Raw genomic sequence first — 17,847 nt, forward strand, 5'->3', positions numbered from 1 at the left:
GTGATAAAATTATAAAGCTATGGGAGTAAAAATAGACATAAACAGCATACAGAGAGATATGTTTATTGAACACAACGGACAGCCCTACAGAGTTCTTGACTACGAGCATGTAAAGCCCGGAAAGGGGCAGGCTTTTGTGAGGGTGAAGGCAAAGAATATGCAAACACAGAACGTCATTGAAATAACCTACAAAGCGTCTGACAGCATTGAGTTGGCAGACTTTGAGCAGGTTTTTGCAGAATACTCATACACCGATGGAGAATACTACTACTTTGTTAGTAAATCTACCTACGAGATTCTTCCGGTCCAAGCCAAGAGCATGGAAAACGAAGCAAAGTTTTTAAAAGAAGGTATGGAAGTTGTGGTCTTTATCTACAAAGGACAACCCATAGGAATAGAACTTCCAAGGCATGTAGAGCTTAAGGTAGTTGAAACCGAACCTGCCTTTAAGGGAGACACAGCTGCGGGCGGTTCCAAACCAGCAAAGTTAGAAACTGGAGCGGTAATACAGGTGCCCTTCTTTGTAGCAGAGGGAGATATAGTAAAGGTGGATACGCGCACAGGAACATACGTAGAAAGGATTAAGTAATGGATAAAGATTTCCTGAAAGAGCTTATAACTCTTATAAAAGAAAGCAACATAAAGCTTTTTGAGCTGGAGCAAGAAGGAGTAAGGCTAAGAATAGAGACCCACCAAAGAGAAACATTACAAAAGTTTGAAGCACCAAAAGAAATAAAGCACTTAGAAGTAATTCCCCCATCGCAAGAGACAGAAGAAGGTAAGCTTCACGTTATAAGAAGTCCTCTTGTGGGAACTTTTTACAGGGCACCTTCCCCCGGAGCTCCTCCCTTTGTGGAAGTAGGAGATATAGTCTCTCCAGGGCAGGTGCTTTGCATCATAGAAGCTCTAAAGGTTATGAATGAAATAGAGAGCGACGTTAGGGGCAAGGTTGTTAAAATACTGGTGGAGAACGGAGAGACTGTAGAGTACAACCAACCACTGTTTTTAATAGACACGAACATTTGAAAAAACTACTCCTCTACAGAAGGGGTGGCTTAGGCGATACACTTCTTACCTTTCCCATTTTGGAGATTTTCAAAAGAAAGGGCTTTTACACCGTAGCGGTAGGAAACACAGATTATTATAAGATAGCCAAAGCGATAGGTTGGGCAGATGAAACTCTCTACGAAAAGCCAGTTGGAAACTTTGATCTTGAAATTTCAATAGGATTGGATGGTATATACCCTTTTCCAAAGGAAAGGATTTGGATCGTTGAGTATTATCTAAAAAGCTTGGGACTTTCGGAACCCTTTTCCAAAAAACTTCCCTTAGAAGGCTACGACCAATCTCCTATCAAAGACAAAGTAGTTCTGCATCCGTCCAGTGGATCAAAAAAGAAAAATCCACCCTTAGAGCTTTTTACAAAAATAGAGGAGTTTTTCGTTGATCTTGGTTATGAGTGTATTTACCTCATTGGTGAAGCGGATAGCTGGCTAAAAAGTTATGTAAAAAACTACGTGGAATTTTTAGATCCTTTTGAGATGGCAAAGCACCTAAAAAGTGCAAAGCTCTTTGTGGGTAATGACAGTGGAGTGTCTCACCTTTCTTCTTACTTAGGAGTTCCCACCTTTGTTTTCTTTGGACCTACCGATTGGAAGGTTTGGAAGCCCATAGGAGAAAAAGTTTTCCCCATAAGCTTAGAACTTGAATGTAGTCCGTGTTTTCCCAACACTTGCCCAGAGAAGTTTTGTTTTAATGTAGATAAACTTTTTGAACTACTGAAGAGGCATAAGTCTGTAGGGTTTTAAAAATCCCCCTTCACACAAGCCCACTCCCAAAAAACCTTCTTCGGAAAATACTCTAACATACCCAAAGCACTGGATTGGTGATCTTATCTTTGCACCGTTTCTAAATAGTCTGTATTCTTTCCAATTTAGTTTTACAGCAGGAAGAAAGTTCAAAGCTTGGTCAACAGGTATGGCAACTCCCCACAGGTCTTGGATAGTTTCTAACCTTTCATAAGACAAAGCCATACTTACAGACCAATCCCCCACCTTTGTTCTTCTAAGCTCAGCAATGTGAGCTCCGCATCCCAGCCTTAAGCCTATATCATTTACCAAACTCCTTATGTAAGTGCCCGCAGACACCTCAAACTCAAAAACCACCTTCGGAATTGCACACTCCACCAACCTGGCTCTATAAATTTCTACCTCCACAGGCTTTAGCTCCAACTCTATACCCTTCCTTGCCAGTTGGTATGCCCTTACTCCCCCTATCTTCTTTGCAGAAAAGGGTGGAGGTCTTTGGATTATCCTACCTACAAATTCCGCCATAACCCTTTCCACATCTTCGCAAGAAACATCTACATTTCTAACCTTTAATACCCTTCCCTCCGCATCGTAAGTGTCCGTCATCACACCAAGCATGGCTGTAGCAACGTAAGTCTTGGTAAGTCTCAGAAAAAATTCGGAAAATCTCGTAGCCTCTTCTATAAGAAGTATTAACAGTCCTGTAGCAATAGGGTCTAAGGTGCCGGTATGCCCTACCTTCCTAAGACCAAAATTCTTCTTTACTTTCTCCACCACTTTAAAGGAGGTTATACCCTTTGGTTTGTCAACAAGGAGAACGGACGGAAACATCAGCTGAGAAAATCTTTGAGGTGCTTTTTTATAGCCATGTTCCTGAGTTTTCTGAGGGCCCTTGTCTCCAACTGTCTAACCCTTTCTCTGGAGATGTTTAAGATGTCTCCTATTTCCCTAAGCGTTTTTGGCTCTTCTCCACCTAAACCAAATCTCAATTCTATCACTCTTCTTTCTTTTTCTGGCAGTTTAGCGAGCATGTCTTCAATTTCTTTACCAAGGATTTCGCTCAGCACCTTCTCTTCCACATCCGCAGTCCCATGTTTGCTAAGAAAATCTATAAAAGAGGTGTCCTCTTCTTCACTTACAGGCGCATCAAGGGACAATGGCACCTTGGACATCTGCAAAAACTTCTCTACTTCTTCCGGAGATATCTTGTAACCTTCCTTTTTTATTCTCTTTCGTATCTCCTCTTCTGTGGGTTTCCTTCCTAATTCTCTTTCCATTTCCTTCTGCAATAGCTCTTTGGTGTATTCGTAAGCTACTTCTTCTGAAGTAGGTTCCCTCTCATATTCCTTGTAGAGCTTGCTGTATATACTGCTGATGCGATTTATTAAATGGGCTTGTTTGAGAGGTATTCTTATTGCACCAGTTTGCTGAGATAGAGCTTGCATGATTGCCTGTCTTATCCACCAGACTGCGTATGAGATAAACTTCACTCCTTTGTCTGGGTCAAACCTTTTTGCAGCTTCCATAAGGCCATGATTACCAGCTGCTATAAGCTCAGAAAGAGGCAGTCCATATCCCAAATACTGCTTGGCTATGCTTATGACAAACCTAAGGTTCGATTCCACCAGTTTTCTGTAAGCTTCCTGGTCACCCTCCTTTGCCCTCCTTGCTATCTCCTTTTCTTCCTCAGGCTTTAACAGTGGGATCTTTGATACCTTCTTAAGATACTGAGCTATTAGTTCTTGTTCGCTATCGGGTATCATGTCGTCACCTCAGATAAAGCACTAAATAAAAGTTATTCCCTCCTCTTCTTACAAGAAGCAAAACTCTATCTTTTCCTTCAGATTTAGCTTTTTCTATTTTCGCAAAAAAATCCGACACGCTCTCTACGGGTTGATTGTTCACCATAAGAATTATATCACCCCTCCGTAGGCCACTCCTCTGTGCCAAACTACCCCGAGCTATATCAACAACCAACACCCCCTTCACACCTAACCTCTTAACCTCCTCTGGAGAAAGGTCCCTTAGTGTCAAACCAATGTCGCTTGCCTGTTCTCTTGGTTGGACAAAGCTAACCTCCTCCGGCATTTCTCCAACCTTTACCTTAATCTGTTGGGTTTTACCGTCTCGGATTATGCTTAGCTTAATCTCTGTGCCAGGTGGAGTTTTCATTATTCTAAACTGAAGGTCCCTAACTTCTCTAACCTTCTCGCCATCCACCGCGACGATAATATCTCCAGCTTTTAGTCCAGCCCTCTCTGCAGGGCTATTGGGTGCTATCTGAGATACTAAAACCCCCTCCTTTACACCTATAGCTTCTGCAATCTCTGGAGTTATCTCCTGGATAACCACGCCTAACCAACCTCTTGTTACTTTACCCTTAGCTATTATCTGATCTGCGACCCACTTGGCTAAGTTTATTGGTATAGCAAAACCTAAACCTTGCCCTTCCGCTACTATAGCGGTGTTTATACCTATGACCTCTCCGTGGATGTTTATGAGAGGACCACCTGAATTGCCGGGATTGATGGCTGCATCTGTTTGAATAAAGCTCTCATATTGGGTTATACCAATGGACCTCTTTAAAGCAGAAATCACTCCTATAGTCACGGTCCTTTCCAAACCGTAGGGATTTCCTATGGCTATTACCAACTGACCGACTTTTAGCTTATCTGAATCTCCAAGCTTTGCTATCCTGTTTGCGGCGTTTTCTATACCCTTGGCATCTACCTCAACCACTGCTACATCGGTTTTTGGGTCTCCACCCACGAGCTTGCCTTCCCTTTCAGTATGGGGGTCAAATCTTACCCTTATGCTCTTTGCTTTTTGAACCACGTGATTGTTGGTAAGTATGTAAAACCTATCATCCTTCAGAGCCATGATAACTCCCGACCCTAAGGACCTTCTTTCTTGGGGTATCTGAAAGGGAAAGAAAAAAGGAAACTCATCTTCAGGACTAACCAAAACCTCCTGAGTGGAGTATATGGCTACTACGGAGGGAGAAACTTTTTCTACAAGCTCTGTAAGCTCTTTCTCAAACTGAGCCAGCGCGCCAGACCCATAAGTGACAGTTTGAACATCGGTTTGTAGTTGAGAAGTTTGGACCTTCTGTGCTTTACAACCTTCTATACCAACGAGTAATATTAGAATGAGCAAAGAAATAAAGACCATGGGGATCCTCCTCATTTGCAGACCTCGCAAGAAAAGAATAACACTACAAAACTTGGTTTGTCAATGGAAGAAAGTATCGTTTCAATAGACTTTTTTGATCTAAAAATTTCTCCATTAGACGGATTGTAAGAGCTACCAGTATAGTGAAAAAACCTAAGGAGATCCCATCTTTTAAATGGTATATCTATGTTTTTTATTTCAACCTTTCTTAGTTTGCCTCCCAAGTTTTGCACACTTTCAAGCACCTTTTCCGCAGGATAGAAAGGGAATTTGAGCTCTTTTAAACTGCCTTCAACAGGCATTGCACAAAGAAATCTTCTTTTGCAAACCCTGAAGATCTCTTTAAAGACCACACCTATATCCGTCCAATGCAGGGCAAAATTGCTAATAACACAGTCAAAGCTTTTATCCTTGAAAGGCATGAAGTTAGCATCGGCACATATCCCTAAGAACCCCTTACTCTTGTATACCCTTAGCATGTTCAAAGACAGATCAATGCCCACAACGTTTTTTAATCCCACACTGCTAAAGCCAGTGCCACATCCCACATCCAACACGGAACCTTCAATGGCGTCCAGCTGTTTTAGAATCTCCGCACTCAGTCTTTGGGGAATGGCCCAGTCTTCGTAAGTTTTAGAGGCCCTTGAGAACCTCAAGGATAATACCTTCATCTTTTGGAAAGTGTCCTCCGTGGAACGTTATTAATTTAGCCTTCTTTGTTAAATTGTAAAGTTCTACGCAGGCTCTAAAAGGAACCACCTTATCGTCTGTGCCGTGCAAAAGAGTAATGGGAGTTTTTATGTATGGAACATAGCTTCTTATGTCCGTAAGGAAGTAATCCTCAAGAAGCTTGGCGGATTTGTCTATGTCTATAAAATCCTCAAAGAGTTTTGGATAAGCCCTTGACCTAAATTCCTTTAAAAATCCCTCCCTTTCCCTTCTGAGCCTAAAAAGAAAGCCCCTTAATTCTTTTCTATCCCAAAGACAGTTAAAACAAGCGGTTGAACCCAAAAGCACCAAATGGCGAACTTTTGAAGGATAAAAAAAAGCTATCAAAAGGGCTAAGGTTCCTCCCAAGGACCAAGCGATAAGGATGGAATTGATTGGGATAGTAAGAGCGATCTCTTGGGCAAGTGCTCTTAAGTTTAAACTCCTGAAATTAGACCTTCCGTGGTAGGGAAGTTCTAACTTGAGCCCAGGGAAGTTTTTGAAGACTTTAGAAGAAAAACCCCAACCGTGTATAAAAACAAGCGGGCCCGGAGGGACTCGAACCCCCGACCTAGGGATTAGAAATCCCTTGCTCTGTCCAGCTGAGCTACGGGCCCTCGGGGCGACAGGACTTGAACCTGCGACCTCTGGCTCCCAAAGCCAGCGCTCTACCACCTGAGCTACACCCCGTGCTAATATATTTTAATTTATGGAGCTTCTCCTTGCAACTCAGAACAAAGGGAAGATAGAAGAAATAAGCAGAATGCTAAGGCCCTTGGGTGTGGATGTTATACCTCCAAAGGAGGAAGTGCCTGTGGAGGAAGAGGGCAGATCCTTTATGGAAAACGCTTATCTAAAAGCTCTGGCTTACTTTAAAAGGTATGGCATACCAACCCTTGCGGACGATTCTGGGTTAGTGGTTCCCTCCTTGGAAGGCTATCCCGGCATATACTCCAGCAGGTTTTACTCCTTAGAGTGGGGCGGTAAGGAAGAGGTAGAAACATCCAAAGATCAGGCAAACATAAAGAAACTCCTAAGGCTTTTGGAAGGCACTTCAGACAGGAGGGCATACTTCAAGGCGGTTGTTTGTTTAATGATAGATGAAGAGCTTTACATCTTTGCGGAGGGGATTTGCCATGGAGAAATCGTAAAAAGTCCAAGGGGTTCAGGGGGTTTTGGGTATGATCCTGTATTTAAGCCCATCGGTTATGAAAAAACCATGGCAGAGCTTTCTCCGGAAGAAAAGGACAGCCTGTCTCACAGAGGAAAGGCTATAAGAAAACTTTTCCAGCTCTTAGAAAAATGCAAACATTCTATCTTTTACCAGAAAGCAAGTTTAGCCTAAGCCCACCTGAGGGTAAGGTAGTTTATAGGAAAGAGGGCGAAGCTAAGATCAGATTTCTTGATTTAGTGCCAGCCAATCAGGTGGATGAAAAAATACCTTACCCTTTACTTAACCCACTGCAGACCCTTTTTTATCACACTTACAGCTTTGGCAGTGCGGTAGTTTCCGCTCCAACCTCTGCGGGGAAAAGTTTGATCGCCTATTTGTTTTTTAAAAGACACACAGGAAGGAAGATCTACACAGCTCCCACAAGGTCACTGGTTTATGAAAAGGCTACCGAACTTCGCAAGTATTACAAAAAGGTGGATATTAGGACAGGAGATAGGGTGGTGGAAAGTTTTAAAGAAGTTTCCGCTGAGGTAGTAGTATGCACGTATGAGAGTTTGGTTCAAGCTTTCAGAAACTCAGCAAGGTGGATAAAAGATATTGAAGCGGTAGTGGTAGATGAGATCCACCAGATAAAAAAAAGGTGGGTTGTGGAAGAACTTTTAGCCTATGCTATAAGTGAGGGCATAAACATCTTAGGTCTTTCTGCAACCATGCCTGGGGTTGAGGAGCTATCCAACTGGATAAAAGCCGAACTGCTTATAAAGAGTCAGTGGCGTCCCGTTCCATTGGAAAGACACTATCACCTTTTGAGCGAATTTGTAGGAATAAAAAGCGACGAAGATAAAACTTTGGGAAAGCTTTGGGATGCCCTTTGGCAGTTAAGCAAAAAAGACGAAAAGGTTATTCTTTTTGTCCCTCAAAAACGCCTTGGATGGCAACTTTTGGAGCTTGCCGACAAAGAAAAGGTGGGTGTGATGAACCAAACCTTGCCCTTTGAGAAAACCGAGGAAAGGGAACCTGAGATCGCCTTTCACAACGCAGATGTGCCAAAAGAAGAAAGAGAAACCATAGAAAAAGAGTTTAGAGAGGGCAACCTTAGGTTTTTGATAGCTACGCAGACCTTAGCCTATGGGGTTAATCTTCCCGCAGACAGGGTGCTGATACTGGTAAAGATGTTTAAAAACAGAAAATGGACATGCATACCAGATGAGCTTGATATACTCCAAATGGAAGGAAGGGTAGGAAGGCTCGGACTGAAAGAAAAAGGCTATTCCCACATTCTCATTCAGGGCGGAAAAAAAGAAATGCTGGAGGACTTTATACAAAGAACATTCTTGAGAGGTTTTACGACGAGTTTAGAAGAAGAAAAGAGTACGGATGCACTGAGTTTTTTCATCCTGCTTGGCTATTTATACGAAGGTGCCAACTATAGGAAATTTTTGAAAAATTTCTACTCTTTTAGTAAAGTTAGCTGGAAGTTATGTCAGCAAGTGGAAAGGTTTTTGAGGGAAAGGTCTTACATTGAAAGAAATTCCATAACTCCCAAAGGTGTTCTTTGTGTAAAAACGGGTGTGCCACCTACAAAGCTGGAAGAGTTTATCCGTCGGCAAGACCTAAAACTCCCAAAAGAAGCTATAGTAAGACCTCTCTTATACACAAAACGCTTTGATACCCTTTATGACTTTGTTCAAAAGGGCGAAAGCTTCAAAGAAGACGACTACTTCATAAGAGGCAAACTTGTGGTGTGTGGCAAAAATTGTCTTGAGGACAACACCCACCAGTTTCTTTTTTACACAGAGGGATTAACCTTTAAGTATCCAAACTTAAAGAACCCACCGGGGGAGTTTTCTTACCTTGGCACCGATGCCCTGCATCTTTTAAGAACACTGTGGGAACTCAAAAAGGGCGGTTTTATCTCAATGAACAGCTTAGAGCTACTGTCAATAGCTCACTCCGTAAAGTTTGGTATAAGCGTAGATTATGCATCCTTATCAGGCATTAAAGGTGTAGGGCACCTTAGGGCTAATCTCTTAAAAAGAACCCTTCAGAGAGAAAACCTAAAAGCTCCTCCACTGTTTGGACAAGCTTCTGAGCTTTTGGAAATGGTTTTACCACTTGAAGGGCTTATGTTAGAAGTGCTGATGGAGGACAGAAAACTGGATAGAAAAAAAGCGGAAGATGAGCTCAAAAAACTTATGAAAGTCCTCAAGAACAACGAAAAAGGTAGATTGATAGACGATAAGATCCTTCTTATGTTTGGTTTTTTGAACTTTGGACCAAAGGTCCTGAGCATGAAAAAAGGAGATATCATAAACGAGCTAATCTCTATGGTATATTTTTAATACTATGTTAAGGACTGCCCTAAGTGCGCTTTTGCTTGGAATACTCTTCATACTGTCTTGCCAAAACAAAGAAGTTCAAACTTCCTCCGAAGTTAAAGACCTTATTCCTAAATCCCAGTATGCCATGCTTATAGTGGAAAGTGAGAGCTGTATATACTGTAAGCAGTTAGATAAGGACCTGAGGAACGACCCGAGGCTAAAAAACGCACTGAAAGGAATGGATGTTTTGAGGTTGTTGGCAGAAAGCAATGCAAGGGTAAGGTATAGATTGGATGGTAAAGAAGGCGAAACGACGGAAGAAGAGTTAGCCAGAGCACTAAACGTAAGGGCTTATCCTCACATAATCTTTTACGATTCAAAGGGGAACATAGTTCTGAGAATACCAGGATACGCACCACCAAAAACCCTTGCCTGCGCTATAGAATATGTGAAAAACGAACTATACAACAAAGAGAACATAAACCAGTATCTTAAAAGAGAAAACTGCGTTTGAGTTCAACTATTGGTTATAGCTTTTTTAGAAAGAGCTGTATGGTAATTTCTCATACAACGTAAGAAATGTTTTATAATAATCTTCCTATGGGTGAATTAGAAAGGTTTGAGAATCTTTTGGAGACAACGCTGGGTATAAACAAGACCCTGAAAAGAGGAGAAGTTGTAAGGGGGAGGATAGTAAAAATAGATGAAAGGACCGCATACATAGATATAGGTTATAAAGTGGAAGCCATAATGCCCAAAGAAGAACTTCCCGAAGGAGTAAAGGAAGGTGATGAGATAAAGGGAATTCTCGTGAAATTCTCAAACGGCATACCTATACTATCCTTCAAAAGGTATTTAAAGGAGAGGTTGTATGGATTTCTCAGATCTGCTTATGAAAAGGGCAAGCTTGTGGAAGGTAGGGTGGAAGAAGATCTGGGGAACGAATACATAGTGAATATAAGTGGGCTTAAAGCAATTCTGCCCAAGTCAGAAGCTAGGCAAGGCCTGAGAAAGAATTCAAGAGTAATAGCAAAGATTAAAGAATTTTCAGCATCAGGAGATAGTTTGAAGGTTGTTCTGAGTGAAAAAGACTTCATAGAACAGCGTAGAAAAAGGAGAAAAGAGCGGATACTTGCTAAATTAAAGGTTGGAGATGTGGTAGATGGAAAAGTTATAAAAATAGATCCAGAAAAAGGTGTAACCCTGTTGGTAAAGAACATACTGAGGGCCTTTTTACCTAAGGAAGAACTGTCTTGGGGTAGAGACAAAAACCCCTACAACTACACCGAAGTGGGAGAAAGGTTAAGGGTAAAGGTAAAGAGAATCCCAAAGGATGGGGAGTTTATCTTTGTAAGTCTTAGGGAATTGAAGGGTAATCCGTGGGAAAAGGCTAAGGAATCCATAAGCAAAGGGCAAATTCTCAGTGGGAAAGTAGTGGATATTACGGATAAAGGAGTAATAGTGGAGATCTTTGAAGGAGTAGAGGGATTCGTTCCAAAGGACGAGGTATCTTATGACAACACAATGCCAAGTAAATGGGACAGGGTAAATGTTAAAGTTTTGGAGTTTGAACCAAATCAGAGAAAACTTATTCTAAGTATAAAAAGGACCCTTCCTAAGCCTTGGGAAGAATACTTGAAGAAACATCCTGTGGGTAGCAGGGTAAAAGGCAAAGTTGAGAGGTTTGAGGGTATGTCTGCAATAATAGACTTGGGAGAAGTCAAGGGTATAATTCACAGGAGTGATCTTTCTTGGACAAGACCAAGTAGGATAGAGGAGGCGCTCAAGATAGGAGAAGAGAGAGAATTTGCGGTTTTGGGATTGGAGGGTAAATACGTAAAACTCGGAATAAAGCAGTTACAAGAAAATCCTTGGGATGTTTTTGTTAAAAAGTATAAGGTTGGAGATAAGGTTAAATTGAAGGTAAAATCTGTGCATTCCTTTGGAGCCTTTTTAGAATTTCCCGAAGGATTGGAAGGACTGCTTCCTGTATCTGAAATGGAAAATATAGAAAACATAAAGGTTGGGGATGAGGTTGAAGTGCGTATAATTGACATAATACCCAATTCAAAGATAACTTTAAGTGCAAAGGAAGAAAAGAAAACAGAAGAAATTATCACCGAAAGCTCTGAAAGCGGTTTTACTTTGGGAGAACTGCTAAGGAAAAAAATGAAGCTGTAAAGATGACCAAAAGGGATATAATACAGAAATGTTATAATCGTATGCCTAATTTCTCAAAATCTCTAATTGAGAAAGCCTTAAACCTTATGCTTAAAGAAATATGCCTAAGCTTGAGCAAGGGTGAAAATGTTAAAATATACGGCTTTGGCACATGGAAGAGGGTAAAAGTAAAAAGGAAGGGTAAAAAAGAATTTGGTGTTAAGTTCAAACTTAGCAGGAAACTGCTATTATACTTGAATACTCCGAATGTAAGTACTAAAATAAGAAAATAACGGGGTGTGGCGCAGGTGGAAGCGCGCTGGCATGGGGGGCCAGAGGTCACGGGTTCAAGTCCCGTCACCCCGATTCTTAAAGGATTATTATAGGAGTAAGTATGAATATAAATTTCAAACTGTTGGACGAGGATGTTGAAACACTCGTCCTAAGAGTTTTCCTAAAAAGTATAGACCTCCTGGGTGGTTTGCAAAATTTTGTTGAGCACAGAAGGATAAACTGGTTACCTTCACTTCTTCTGGCTTGCTATTCCGTTGTTCTTAAAGAAGAGTATATGAAAACAGAACAGGAGATAGCTCAGCGCTTGAAGATAACTCCTCAAACAGTAAAGAACATACTAAGAGCTGATCCGTCAGTGGAGATAGTTAAGACGGAAAAAGAGGGAAAGGATATAAGTGTTCATACCGCAGGGAGCATAGCAAAAATAGCTTACAGATTGGTAAAGTATGGTTTGGATGACGTTAGAATATCCTTAGAGTTTTCTAAGAGCACTGTGAAGGCTTTGGATATAACTTGGGCATACGTAATTCTAAAAAAGCTTAAATGGAATGACTTTCCCATAGCATCCCCTCAGGACATAAAAGAAAGGCTTAAAAAAATTTACATAAAGGGAAGGCTGGCGGAAGAAATATTAGAGGATCTTGATTATCCTATAAATACCCCTGTTGAGCTGATAAAACTCATAAAAGAAAACCTAAAAATGTATGGTCTTGAATGAAGTATGTTGGATATTTACTTTTGCTTATTCTGTTTATCTACTTTGTATTCATAAAGCCCTACATAATACTTTACAAAATTGAATTCAAACTTGAAGGAATTGAAATAAACCTAAGGCAAAGAAGTCTCAAATTAAGAGAATTTCTACTTTTCATTCCCAAATTCAGAGACAGTATTTACTTTCTTAGGATAAACGGATTTAGTATGTACGGAAGTAAATTAGAAGCTAAGGAATTATCCGTTATAACAGTATCCCTAAGAACTGCTGAAAAACCTTTTGATTATGATTTTACACATCTCACAAGAATTCTAAATAAGCTTAACATTAGCTTAGAGAGAGCTTACGTTTCTGTAAATTCACCAAAAAACTTTGAAAGTATAACTGTATTCATCAGCAATACTTATTTGAATAACAGAAGGCTTTTTTCTGAAAGGCCCACAATTGTTTATCACATAAGAAATAGTAAATCAGAAAAAATTGAAATATTTGTCAAGGAAGCCTATTTGGATGGACCGGTTTTTAACTTGGTGTCAGCACAAGTTGCAAGCGAAAGGTACTTTTTTAACTTAGAAGGAAAGTGGAAAGGTAAAAAAGGAAACTTTACCGCCACAGGTTTTATAAACAAGCTTTCTGGAAACATTTTTAGTATTGATCCCATAAAGGTTAAGGCAAGCGGTTATATAGATTACACGAGCATAAAAGCAAACTTAGAAGTTCAAACTGACAATCTGAAAATAAGAGAAAAGTCTTATAGAGACCTAAAAGGTAAGGGTAGTTATACCTACATCTGGCGCAAAAAGAACTACATTTCACTCAAGTTTGATGGTGCTGGTTTGGAAGGAATTCTAAAATACGACATAAGCAAAAATACTTTGGAGTCTGTGTTAGACAGGTTATCCGTTGATAAAAGCTTACTTTCTGTAAAAAGAAACATTGCAGGGGTGTTTTCTGGAAACATTTTTGTGGATATTCAAAACAAAAGTGTTAAATTGGATGGGAATATAAAAAATTTAGTATTAGATAAAATACACCTTGGAACTGCAATAATAAGGTCAAAAGCTACCTATGGTCAAAAAAATCAAGGAGACATTGAGTTCCTTTCCAAAATGTTTGATATAAGGGGAAGGTTTTATGAAAGGGATTTTGCGGGGAAACTGCGTGTAAAGGGTTTTCCGTATGCGGACGACAGGTTGAGTGCAAAGGTTTTTTATGAAGGAAGTCTATACTACCTAAGGGGTATTCTGCAAAGTGTAGGGAGAGGTTCCGCTATAGACGTATCTGTAAGTGGCATAAATATAGGAAATTTAACGTTTGACTTAAACCTTATTAATCCTAAATATCAGATTGTAGCAAAGGGTCATAACTTCCAATTACATGGAACAGGAAGCATTTTAGAGAAGTCTTTTGATGGTAATATAAATCTAAGTAGATTTAGCTTAAAAGAAAGAGAGTTAGAGATTTCTGATTTAATCGGTCGTGTGTTTGTTCAAGCATATGGAGAAAAAATTAATTTAAATGGCAAAGTGGAGGGAAAACTAAGAAGGGAAGATTTGGAAGTGCAAGGTGTATCGGAGTTCTATCTTAGCAAGTCGGAAGGCAAACTTGGTGGGGAATTTGTTAGTAACCTAAGGAACATAAAATATGGAGATTTTGAATTTAAAAGTGGTTTGCTTACGGGAATAATAAAGAACGAAGAAGTAAGTTTTAGCTACAAGATAGAAGAAAAGCTAAAAGGTTCAGGGAAAATCTCTTTTAAAGATTTTAGCTTTAGCACTCAAGGACAATGGCAAGATAAAGTAGGAGAAACCCTATTAAATCTGGCATACAAAATACAAAAGTCTGGTGACTTTATTGTGGGAAGCGCTAAAGGAGAGGCTAAGATCAAGGACTTTCTAATTCCGGTAGATACCAACCTACAGATTAGGAAAGATAAAATAAAGGTAACTTTCAAGGAATTTAGAACTCGTAAGGGAATTCTAACTATGGACTTTGGAAGAATAAACTTAGAGGACGGAAAGATAAACTTTGAAGGTGCAAGTATTAGGTTTAACTCTGAAGAGATAATAAAGATACCTCCTTCAGAAGGTTATTTTAACCTTAAGGCAAGGAATCTTGAGTCCGAGATTAACATAAGGGGCTATGCTTACGGACAAGCCAAACTTCTTTATAGTCCTACTTCTGGTTTTAACTTGGTCTCCGAAGGCAGCATTGATTTGGGAAAGGTGTCTAAGCTAATTCGGAGCAAAATTAAAAGCACTCTGGTAGGAAATATTTATTACTACCTAAATACAGACGGAAAGAAGTGGAACCTGGTCCTTTTGTCAAAGGAACCGATTAAGCTTAGATCCAGATACTTGGGCTTGCCATTGGTAGGAAACGCTTACTTTTTTGGGGATGGAAAGGTATTCAAGGGGTCTGCAAACTTTGTGGGAAATGGATCCTACTTTAGAATGGAGGCAGAGGGAACGGAGAAGAGGTTGACCGCAGAGTTTCGTTTAGAAAAAATTCCTGTAATGTATAAGGACGCAAGCCTTAGGGGGAATGTGTTTCTAAACGGTAAAGGTAGTTTAGAAACAGATTACAGCAATCTTAAGCTAACTTCAGAACTTAGCTTGGGTGGCATGGTAGATGTGCAAAGTTTTCCAAAGGAGAAACAGCACAAGAAGGATGGATTTAGTGAGAGGATAAGCCTTGACCTAAAAATTTCTTCTTATGAGCCACTCAGAGTGTATTTGCCTGAAGGATACATCTACTGTTTCTTGGATGGGTATGTGAAAGGAACGCTGGGTGATCCCGACTACAAAATTAAATTCTCTTTCTCCGGTGGGGAGTTGAGGTATTTCAACAGAAAATTCCATGTAAAGTCGGGTAGTTATGAGTTTGACAAAAAAAGAAAAGAGATGGACCTTGTAATAGCATCTTCATTACCTGAGTTTGTGGTGTTGATAGACCTAAAAGGTGATCCAGATTATCCTAAGGTTACTCTGCGGTCTGAACCACCAAAGGAACCAAGACAAATACTAACCAGCCTGATCTCGGGCGGTGGAAGTGCGGAAGGTTTGATTTCTTTTGGAGACGTGCTAACTTCCCAAATGCCCCAAATGGCTGGTCTTACAAAAGGTTTAGAAAAAACCTTAGGCACGGAGATAAGCATTTCTGTTTCTCCCAAACTCGATAGCTCTGGGGAAATAGGTGTTTCAACAAAAATCTCGAAGGATGTAACGGACAGATTGTCTGTGGAATATCAGTATAGCAGTTTAAAAAACCCAAAAGAAAGCTATGTGGGTGGTGGTGCAAAAATCTCAAGCGGTGTTTCAATAGGTGGGCGTATCAATTCTGATAGATCTAAGGAGGTTAAGTTAAGGATTAGGGGTAAATTCGGCTTTTGAATTCATGAGTCTCAGATAAACCATTAGATAATCAAAAAATGACAAAACTAATAAAAAGTATGCTACGTAAAGTGTGATTTTTATGTTAAACAACACTACAAAAGGGATTACGACGCATATGTAAGCGGTGGTTAGCTTACCTAAGGGTCTAGACTTTGGTATAGTCTTTTTGATTAAAGATATGTGAATGCTACCAAGTAATATGAGCACATCCCTTAAGAACAACACAAATAAAAGATTTGGAGGAATAATGTAAAATTTGTAAGTAAATACATATAAGGCTGTAAGTATAAGTATTTTGTCTGCAAGAGGATCAAGAATCATACCTAAATTGGTTTCTTGCTTGAACTTTCTTGCAATGTAGCCATCTATAGCGTCTGTTGTTGATAAAACAACAAATAAAACAAGAGCTTTGTAAAAATCAAGAAACAGCATCAACGGGCTTAGCAAAAGTCTGGTTAAGGAAAGTAGATTAGGTAGATTCATAAGTGTTATAATAACTGAATATAGCCCATTTAGGAGGATGCTATGGCTGTGGTGGTTAGGATTCCTACACCTCTTAGAAGGTTGACAAACGGACAAGGTGAAGTTCAAGTAGAGGCACGTACAATTAGAGAAGCTATAGAAAAGTTAGAAGAACTGTATCCTGGCTTTAAAGAGCGTTTGCTTGATGAAAACGGTGAGCTTAGAAAATTTGTAAATCTATATCTCAACGATGAAGACATAAGGTTTTTAAAAGGTATAGATTCTGAGCTGAAGGATGGAGACATAATCTCTGTGGTGCCAGCCATTGCTGGAGGCTTTTAACCTCCCGAAATTGCATTAACTACTCTTATCTCATCCTGCGCTGAAACTACTTGATTCTCGTCTGCTATTTCTCCATTCACTATCACAAAGGCATAATCCCTTGATAGATTTAGCTTCTTAAGTATATCCCTAACTGTGACTTCTTCTTTATCAAAATTAAGGTCTATTAATTTTCCTCTGTAGTGCAAAGATAGCCTCATTGTTTCCTGCTCACACCTTACTCTGATAATGTAATGCAGCGGAAGAGGAAATGCAAGAGGAAGGCTGAACAATCTAGAAAACTCCAGCTATCTGAAAACCACAATTTTCACATTTACCCTCTTTCAGATAGGTTTTTACCTTTTCTCCCAAATAACCACTCCTTTCTATAACAATGGATCTACAGGAAGGGCAGTAGGTGGAGGTTAAGGAAGGATCTGGGTAGTTTCCCACATATACGTAGTTAAGACCTTCCTCTTTGCCTATTTCGTATGCTTTTTTAAGGGTTGATACAGGTGTGGGTGGAACGCCTGTCATAAGGTATGCGGGGAAAAACCTTGAAATGTGCCAGGGAATGTCTGGAGAGATATCTCTAATAAATCTTGCTATGCTTCTTATCTCACTCTCCGAATCGTTATAACCTGGTATAAGAAGGGTCGTTATTTCTATCCATATACCGAGCTTGTATGCTTTTTCTATGGTTTTAAGCACGGGCTTTAGCCTTGCATTGCATATGTTTCTATAGAACTCATCCGAGAAGGCTTTGAGATCTATGTTCATGGCGGAAAGAAAAGGCACAGAGGCCTCTAAAACCTCTTCAGTTTCATATCCACTGGTGACAAAGATATTCTTTATGCCTTTTTCGTAAGCCAGCTTCATTGTATCATAGGCAAACTCAAAGAAAATGACCGGTTCGTTGTAGGTGTATGATATGGAGGGTATTTGAAACCTCTCTGCGATCTGTATTAGGTCCTCCGGTGTATAGCTATCACCAAAAACTCTATAATTATTCAACTTCGGATACTGGGAAATCTCCCAGTTTTGGCAAAACTTACAGGAGAAATTACAACCTACGGTGCCAATAGACAAGGTTTTTGTGCCGGGTAAAAAGTGATAAAGGGGCTTTTTTTCCACAGGGTCTATGTGAATGGCAGATACTAAGCTATAAACAGTTAGGTATAACTTCCCCCCTTCATTTACGCGCACCCCACATTTTCCATACTCTCCGTCATCCAGCATGCATCTTTGTTTACAAGCTTTGCACAAAACTTTACCGTTTTTCTTCTCAGACATCCAAGCTAAAGCTTTCATAAGTTTT

19 protein-coding genes and 3 tRNA genes are annotated in these 17,847 nt (G+C 40.0%); 12 read left to right on the top strand and 10 right to left on the bottom strand.

The features are described from left to right. The first annotated feature begins 19 nt into the window (after window positions 1-19). From efp to K217_RS0104505, 3 genes are read left to right on the top strand one after another with little or no spacing between them, the layout of a single operon-like run. A complete protein-coding gene (efp, locus tag K217_RS0104495; protein ID WP_029551939.1) occupies window positions 20-589 on the top strand; it encodes an elongation factor P in 570 nt (189 codons plus the stop codon). Beyond that, on the top strand, window positions 589-1,026 hold the full coding sequence (gene accB, locus K217_RS0104500) for an acetyl-CoA carboxylase biotin carboxyl carrier protein (protein ID WP_029551940.1): 438 nt from the start codon (window positions 589-591) through the stop codon (window positions 1,024-1,026). The genes efp and accB overlap by 1 nt, the downstream gene beginning before the upstream one ends. After that, the gene (locus tag K217_RS0104505) at window positions 1,023-1,808 is read left to right on the top strand and encodes a glycosyltransferase family 9 protein (RefSeq protein WP_029551941.1); all 786 of its coding nucleotides are present in this window, start codon (window positions 1,023-1,025) and stop codon (window positions 1,806-1,808) included. Before accB ends, K217_RS0104505 begins: the two co-directional genes overlap by 4 nt. Here the strand turns inward: K217_RS0104505 and truB are convergent. The 7 genes from truB to K217_RS0104540 all read right to left on the bottom strand — a co-directional run bounded on the left by truB (window position 1,776) and on the right by K217_RS0104540 (window position 6,377). Next, a complete protein-coding gene (gene truB, locus K217_RS0104510) occupies window positions 1,776-2,639 on the bottom strand; it encodes a tRNA pseudouridine(55) synthase TruB (protein WP_029551942.1) in 864 nt (287 codons plus the stop codon). The genes K217_RS0104505 and truB overlap by 33 nt on opposite strands. Further along, window positions 2,639-3,571 (bottom strand): sigma-70 family RNA polymerase sigma factor, encoded by a 933-nt coding sequence (locus K217_RS0104515; protein ID WP_029551943.1) that lies wholly within the window; start codon window positions 3,569-3,571, stop codon window positions 2,639-2,641. Before K217_RS0104515 ends, truB begins: the two co-directional genes overlap by 1 nt. Window positions 3,572-3,575: 4 nt before the next feature. Then, the gene (locus tag K217_RS0104520) at window positions 3,576-4,994 is read right to left on the bottom strand and encodes a Do family serine endopeptidase (protein ID WP_029551944.1); all 1,419 of its coding nucleotides are present in this window, start codon (window positions 4,992-4,994) and stop codon (window positions 3,576-3,578) included. After that, a complete protein-coding gene (locus K217_RS0104525) occupies window positions 4,991-5,650 on the bottom strand; it encodes a methyltransferase domain-containing protein (RefSeq protein ID WP_029551945.1) in 660 nt (219 codons plus the stop codon). Before K217_RS0104525 ends, K217_RS0104520 begins: the two co-directional genes overlap by 4 nt. Further along, window positions 5,613-6,266, bottom strand: a complete 654-nt coding sequence (locus tag K217_RS07635) for an alpha/beta fold hydrolase (RefSeq protein WP_081820032.1) — start codon at window positions 6,264-6,266, stop codon at window positions 5,613-5,615. The genes K217_RS0104525 and K217_RS07635 overlap by 38 nt, the downstream gene beginning before the upstream one ends. Beyond that, window positions 6,231-6,304 (bottom strand) — tRNA-Arg (locus K217_RS0104535). The genes K217_RS07635 and K217_RS0104535 overlap by 36 nt, the downstream gene beginning before the upstream one ends. Further along, window positions 6,305-6,377 (bottom strand) — tRNA-Pro (locus K217_RS0104540). A gap of 19 nt (window positions 6,378-6,396) precedes the next feature. Here K217_RS0104540 and rdgB point away from each other — a divergent pair. From rdgB to K217_RS0104580, 8 genes are all read left to right on the top strand, one after another. Continuing rightward, window positions 6,397-7,032, top strand: a complete 636-nt coding sequence (rdgB, locus tag K217_RS0104545; protein ID WP_029551947.1) for an RdgB/HAM1 family non-canonical purine NTP pyrophosphatase — start codon at window positions 6,397-6,399, stop codon at window positions 7,030-7,032. Next, the gene (locus tag K217_RS0104550; protein WP_029551948.1) at window positions 6,990-9,203 is read left to right on the top strand and encodes a DEAD/DEAH box helicase; all 2,214 of its coding nucleotides are present in this window, start codon (window positions 6,990-6,992) and stop codon (window positions 9,201-9,203) included. Before rdgB ends, K217_RS0104550 begins: the two co-directional genes overlap by 43 nt. A gap of 4 nt (window positions 9,204-9,207) precedes the next feature. After that, window positions 9,208-9,696 (top strand): thioredoxin family protein, encoded by a 489-nt coding sequence (locus tag K217_RS0104555; RefSeq protein ID WP_029551949.1) that lies wholly within the window; start codon window positions 9,208-9,210, stop codon window positions 9,694-9,696. Between the two features lie 86 nt (window positions 9,697-9,782). Beyond that, on the top strand, window positions 9,783-11,363 hold the full coding sequence (locus tag K217_RS0104560) for a S1 RNA-binding domain-containing protein (RefSeq protein WP_029551950.1): 1,581 nt from the start codon (window positions 9,783-9,785) through the stop codon (window positions 11,361-11,363). 2 nt (window positions 11,364-11,365) lie between these two features. Next, a complete protein-coding gene (locus K217_RS0104565) occupies window positions 11,366-11,635 on the top strand; it encodes an HU family DNA-binding protein (protein ID WP_029551951.1) in 270 nt (89 codons plus the stop codon). Further along, window positions 11,636-11,708 (top strand) — tRNA-Pro (locus K217_RS0104570). 28 nt (window positions 11,709-11,736) lie between these two features. After that, the gene (locus K217_RS0104575; RefSeq protein WP_029551952.1) at window positions 11,737-12,354 is read left to right on the top strand and encodes a bacterio-opsin activator; all 618 of its coding nucleotides are present in this window, start codon (window positions 11,737-11,739) and stop codon (window positions 12,352-12,354) included. Then, entirely contained in the window at window positions 12,351-15,743 is a 3,393-nt protein-coding gene (locus tag K217_RS0104580; RefSeq protein WP_029551953.1) for a translocation/assembly module TamB domain-containing protein, read from the top strand. The genes K217_RS0104575 and K217_RS0104580 overlap by 4 nt, the downstream gene beginning before the upstream one ends. Here K217_RS0104580 and K217_RS0104585 read toward each other — a convergent pair. Beyond that, complete coding sequence (locus K217_RS0104585) at window positions 15,714-16,229, bottom strand: CDP-alcohol phosphatidyltransferase family protein (RefSeq protein ID WP_081820033.1); 516 nt, start codon at window positions 16,227-16,229, stop codon at window positions 15,714-15,716. The two genes, K217_RS0104580 and K217_RS0104585, sit on opposite strands and share 30 nt — an antisense overlap. Before the next feature lie 42 nt (window positions 16,230-16,271). On the opposite strand from K217_RS0104585, the gene K217_RS0104590 reads away from it, so the two are divergent. Next, window positions 16,272-16,550 (top strand): MoaD/ThiS family protein, encoded by a 279-nt coding sequence (locus K217_RS0104590; protein ID WP_029551955.1) that lies wholly within the window; start codon window positions 16,272-16,274, stop codon window positions 16,548-16,550. Here the strand turns inward: K217_RS0104590 and K217_RS0104595 are convergent. Then, a complete protein-coding gene (locus tag K217_RS0104595) occupies window positions 16,547-16,750 on the bottom strand; it encodes a MoaD/ThiS family protein (RefSeq protein WP_029551956.1) in 204 nt (67 codons plus the stop codon). The genes K217_RS0104590 and K217_RS0104595 overlap by 4 nt on opposite strands. Window positions 16,751-16,823: 73 nt before the next feature. Continuing rightward, window positions 16,824-17,840: an AmmeMemoRadiSam system radical SAM enzyme gene (amrS, locus tag K217_RS0104600; protein ID WP_029551957.1), complete on the bottom strand. Its 1,017-nt coding sequence runs from the start codon at window positions 17,838-17,840 to the stop codon at window positions 16,824-16,826. Window positions 17,841-17,847: the final 7 nt, after the last annotated feature.

This window comes from Thermocrinis jamiesonii (genome assembly GCF_000702425.1).
Classification (GTDB): Bacteria; Aquificota; Aquificia; order Aquificales; family Aquificaceae; genus Thermocrinis; species Thermocrinis jamiesonii.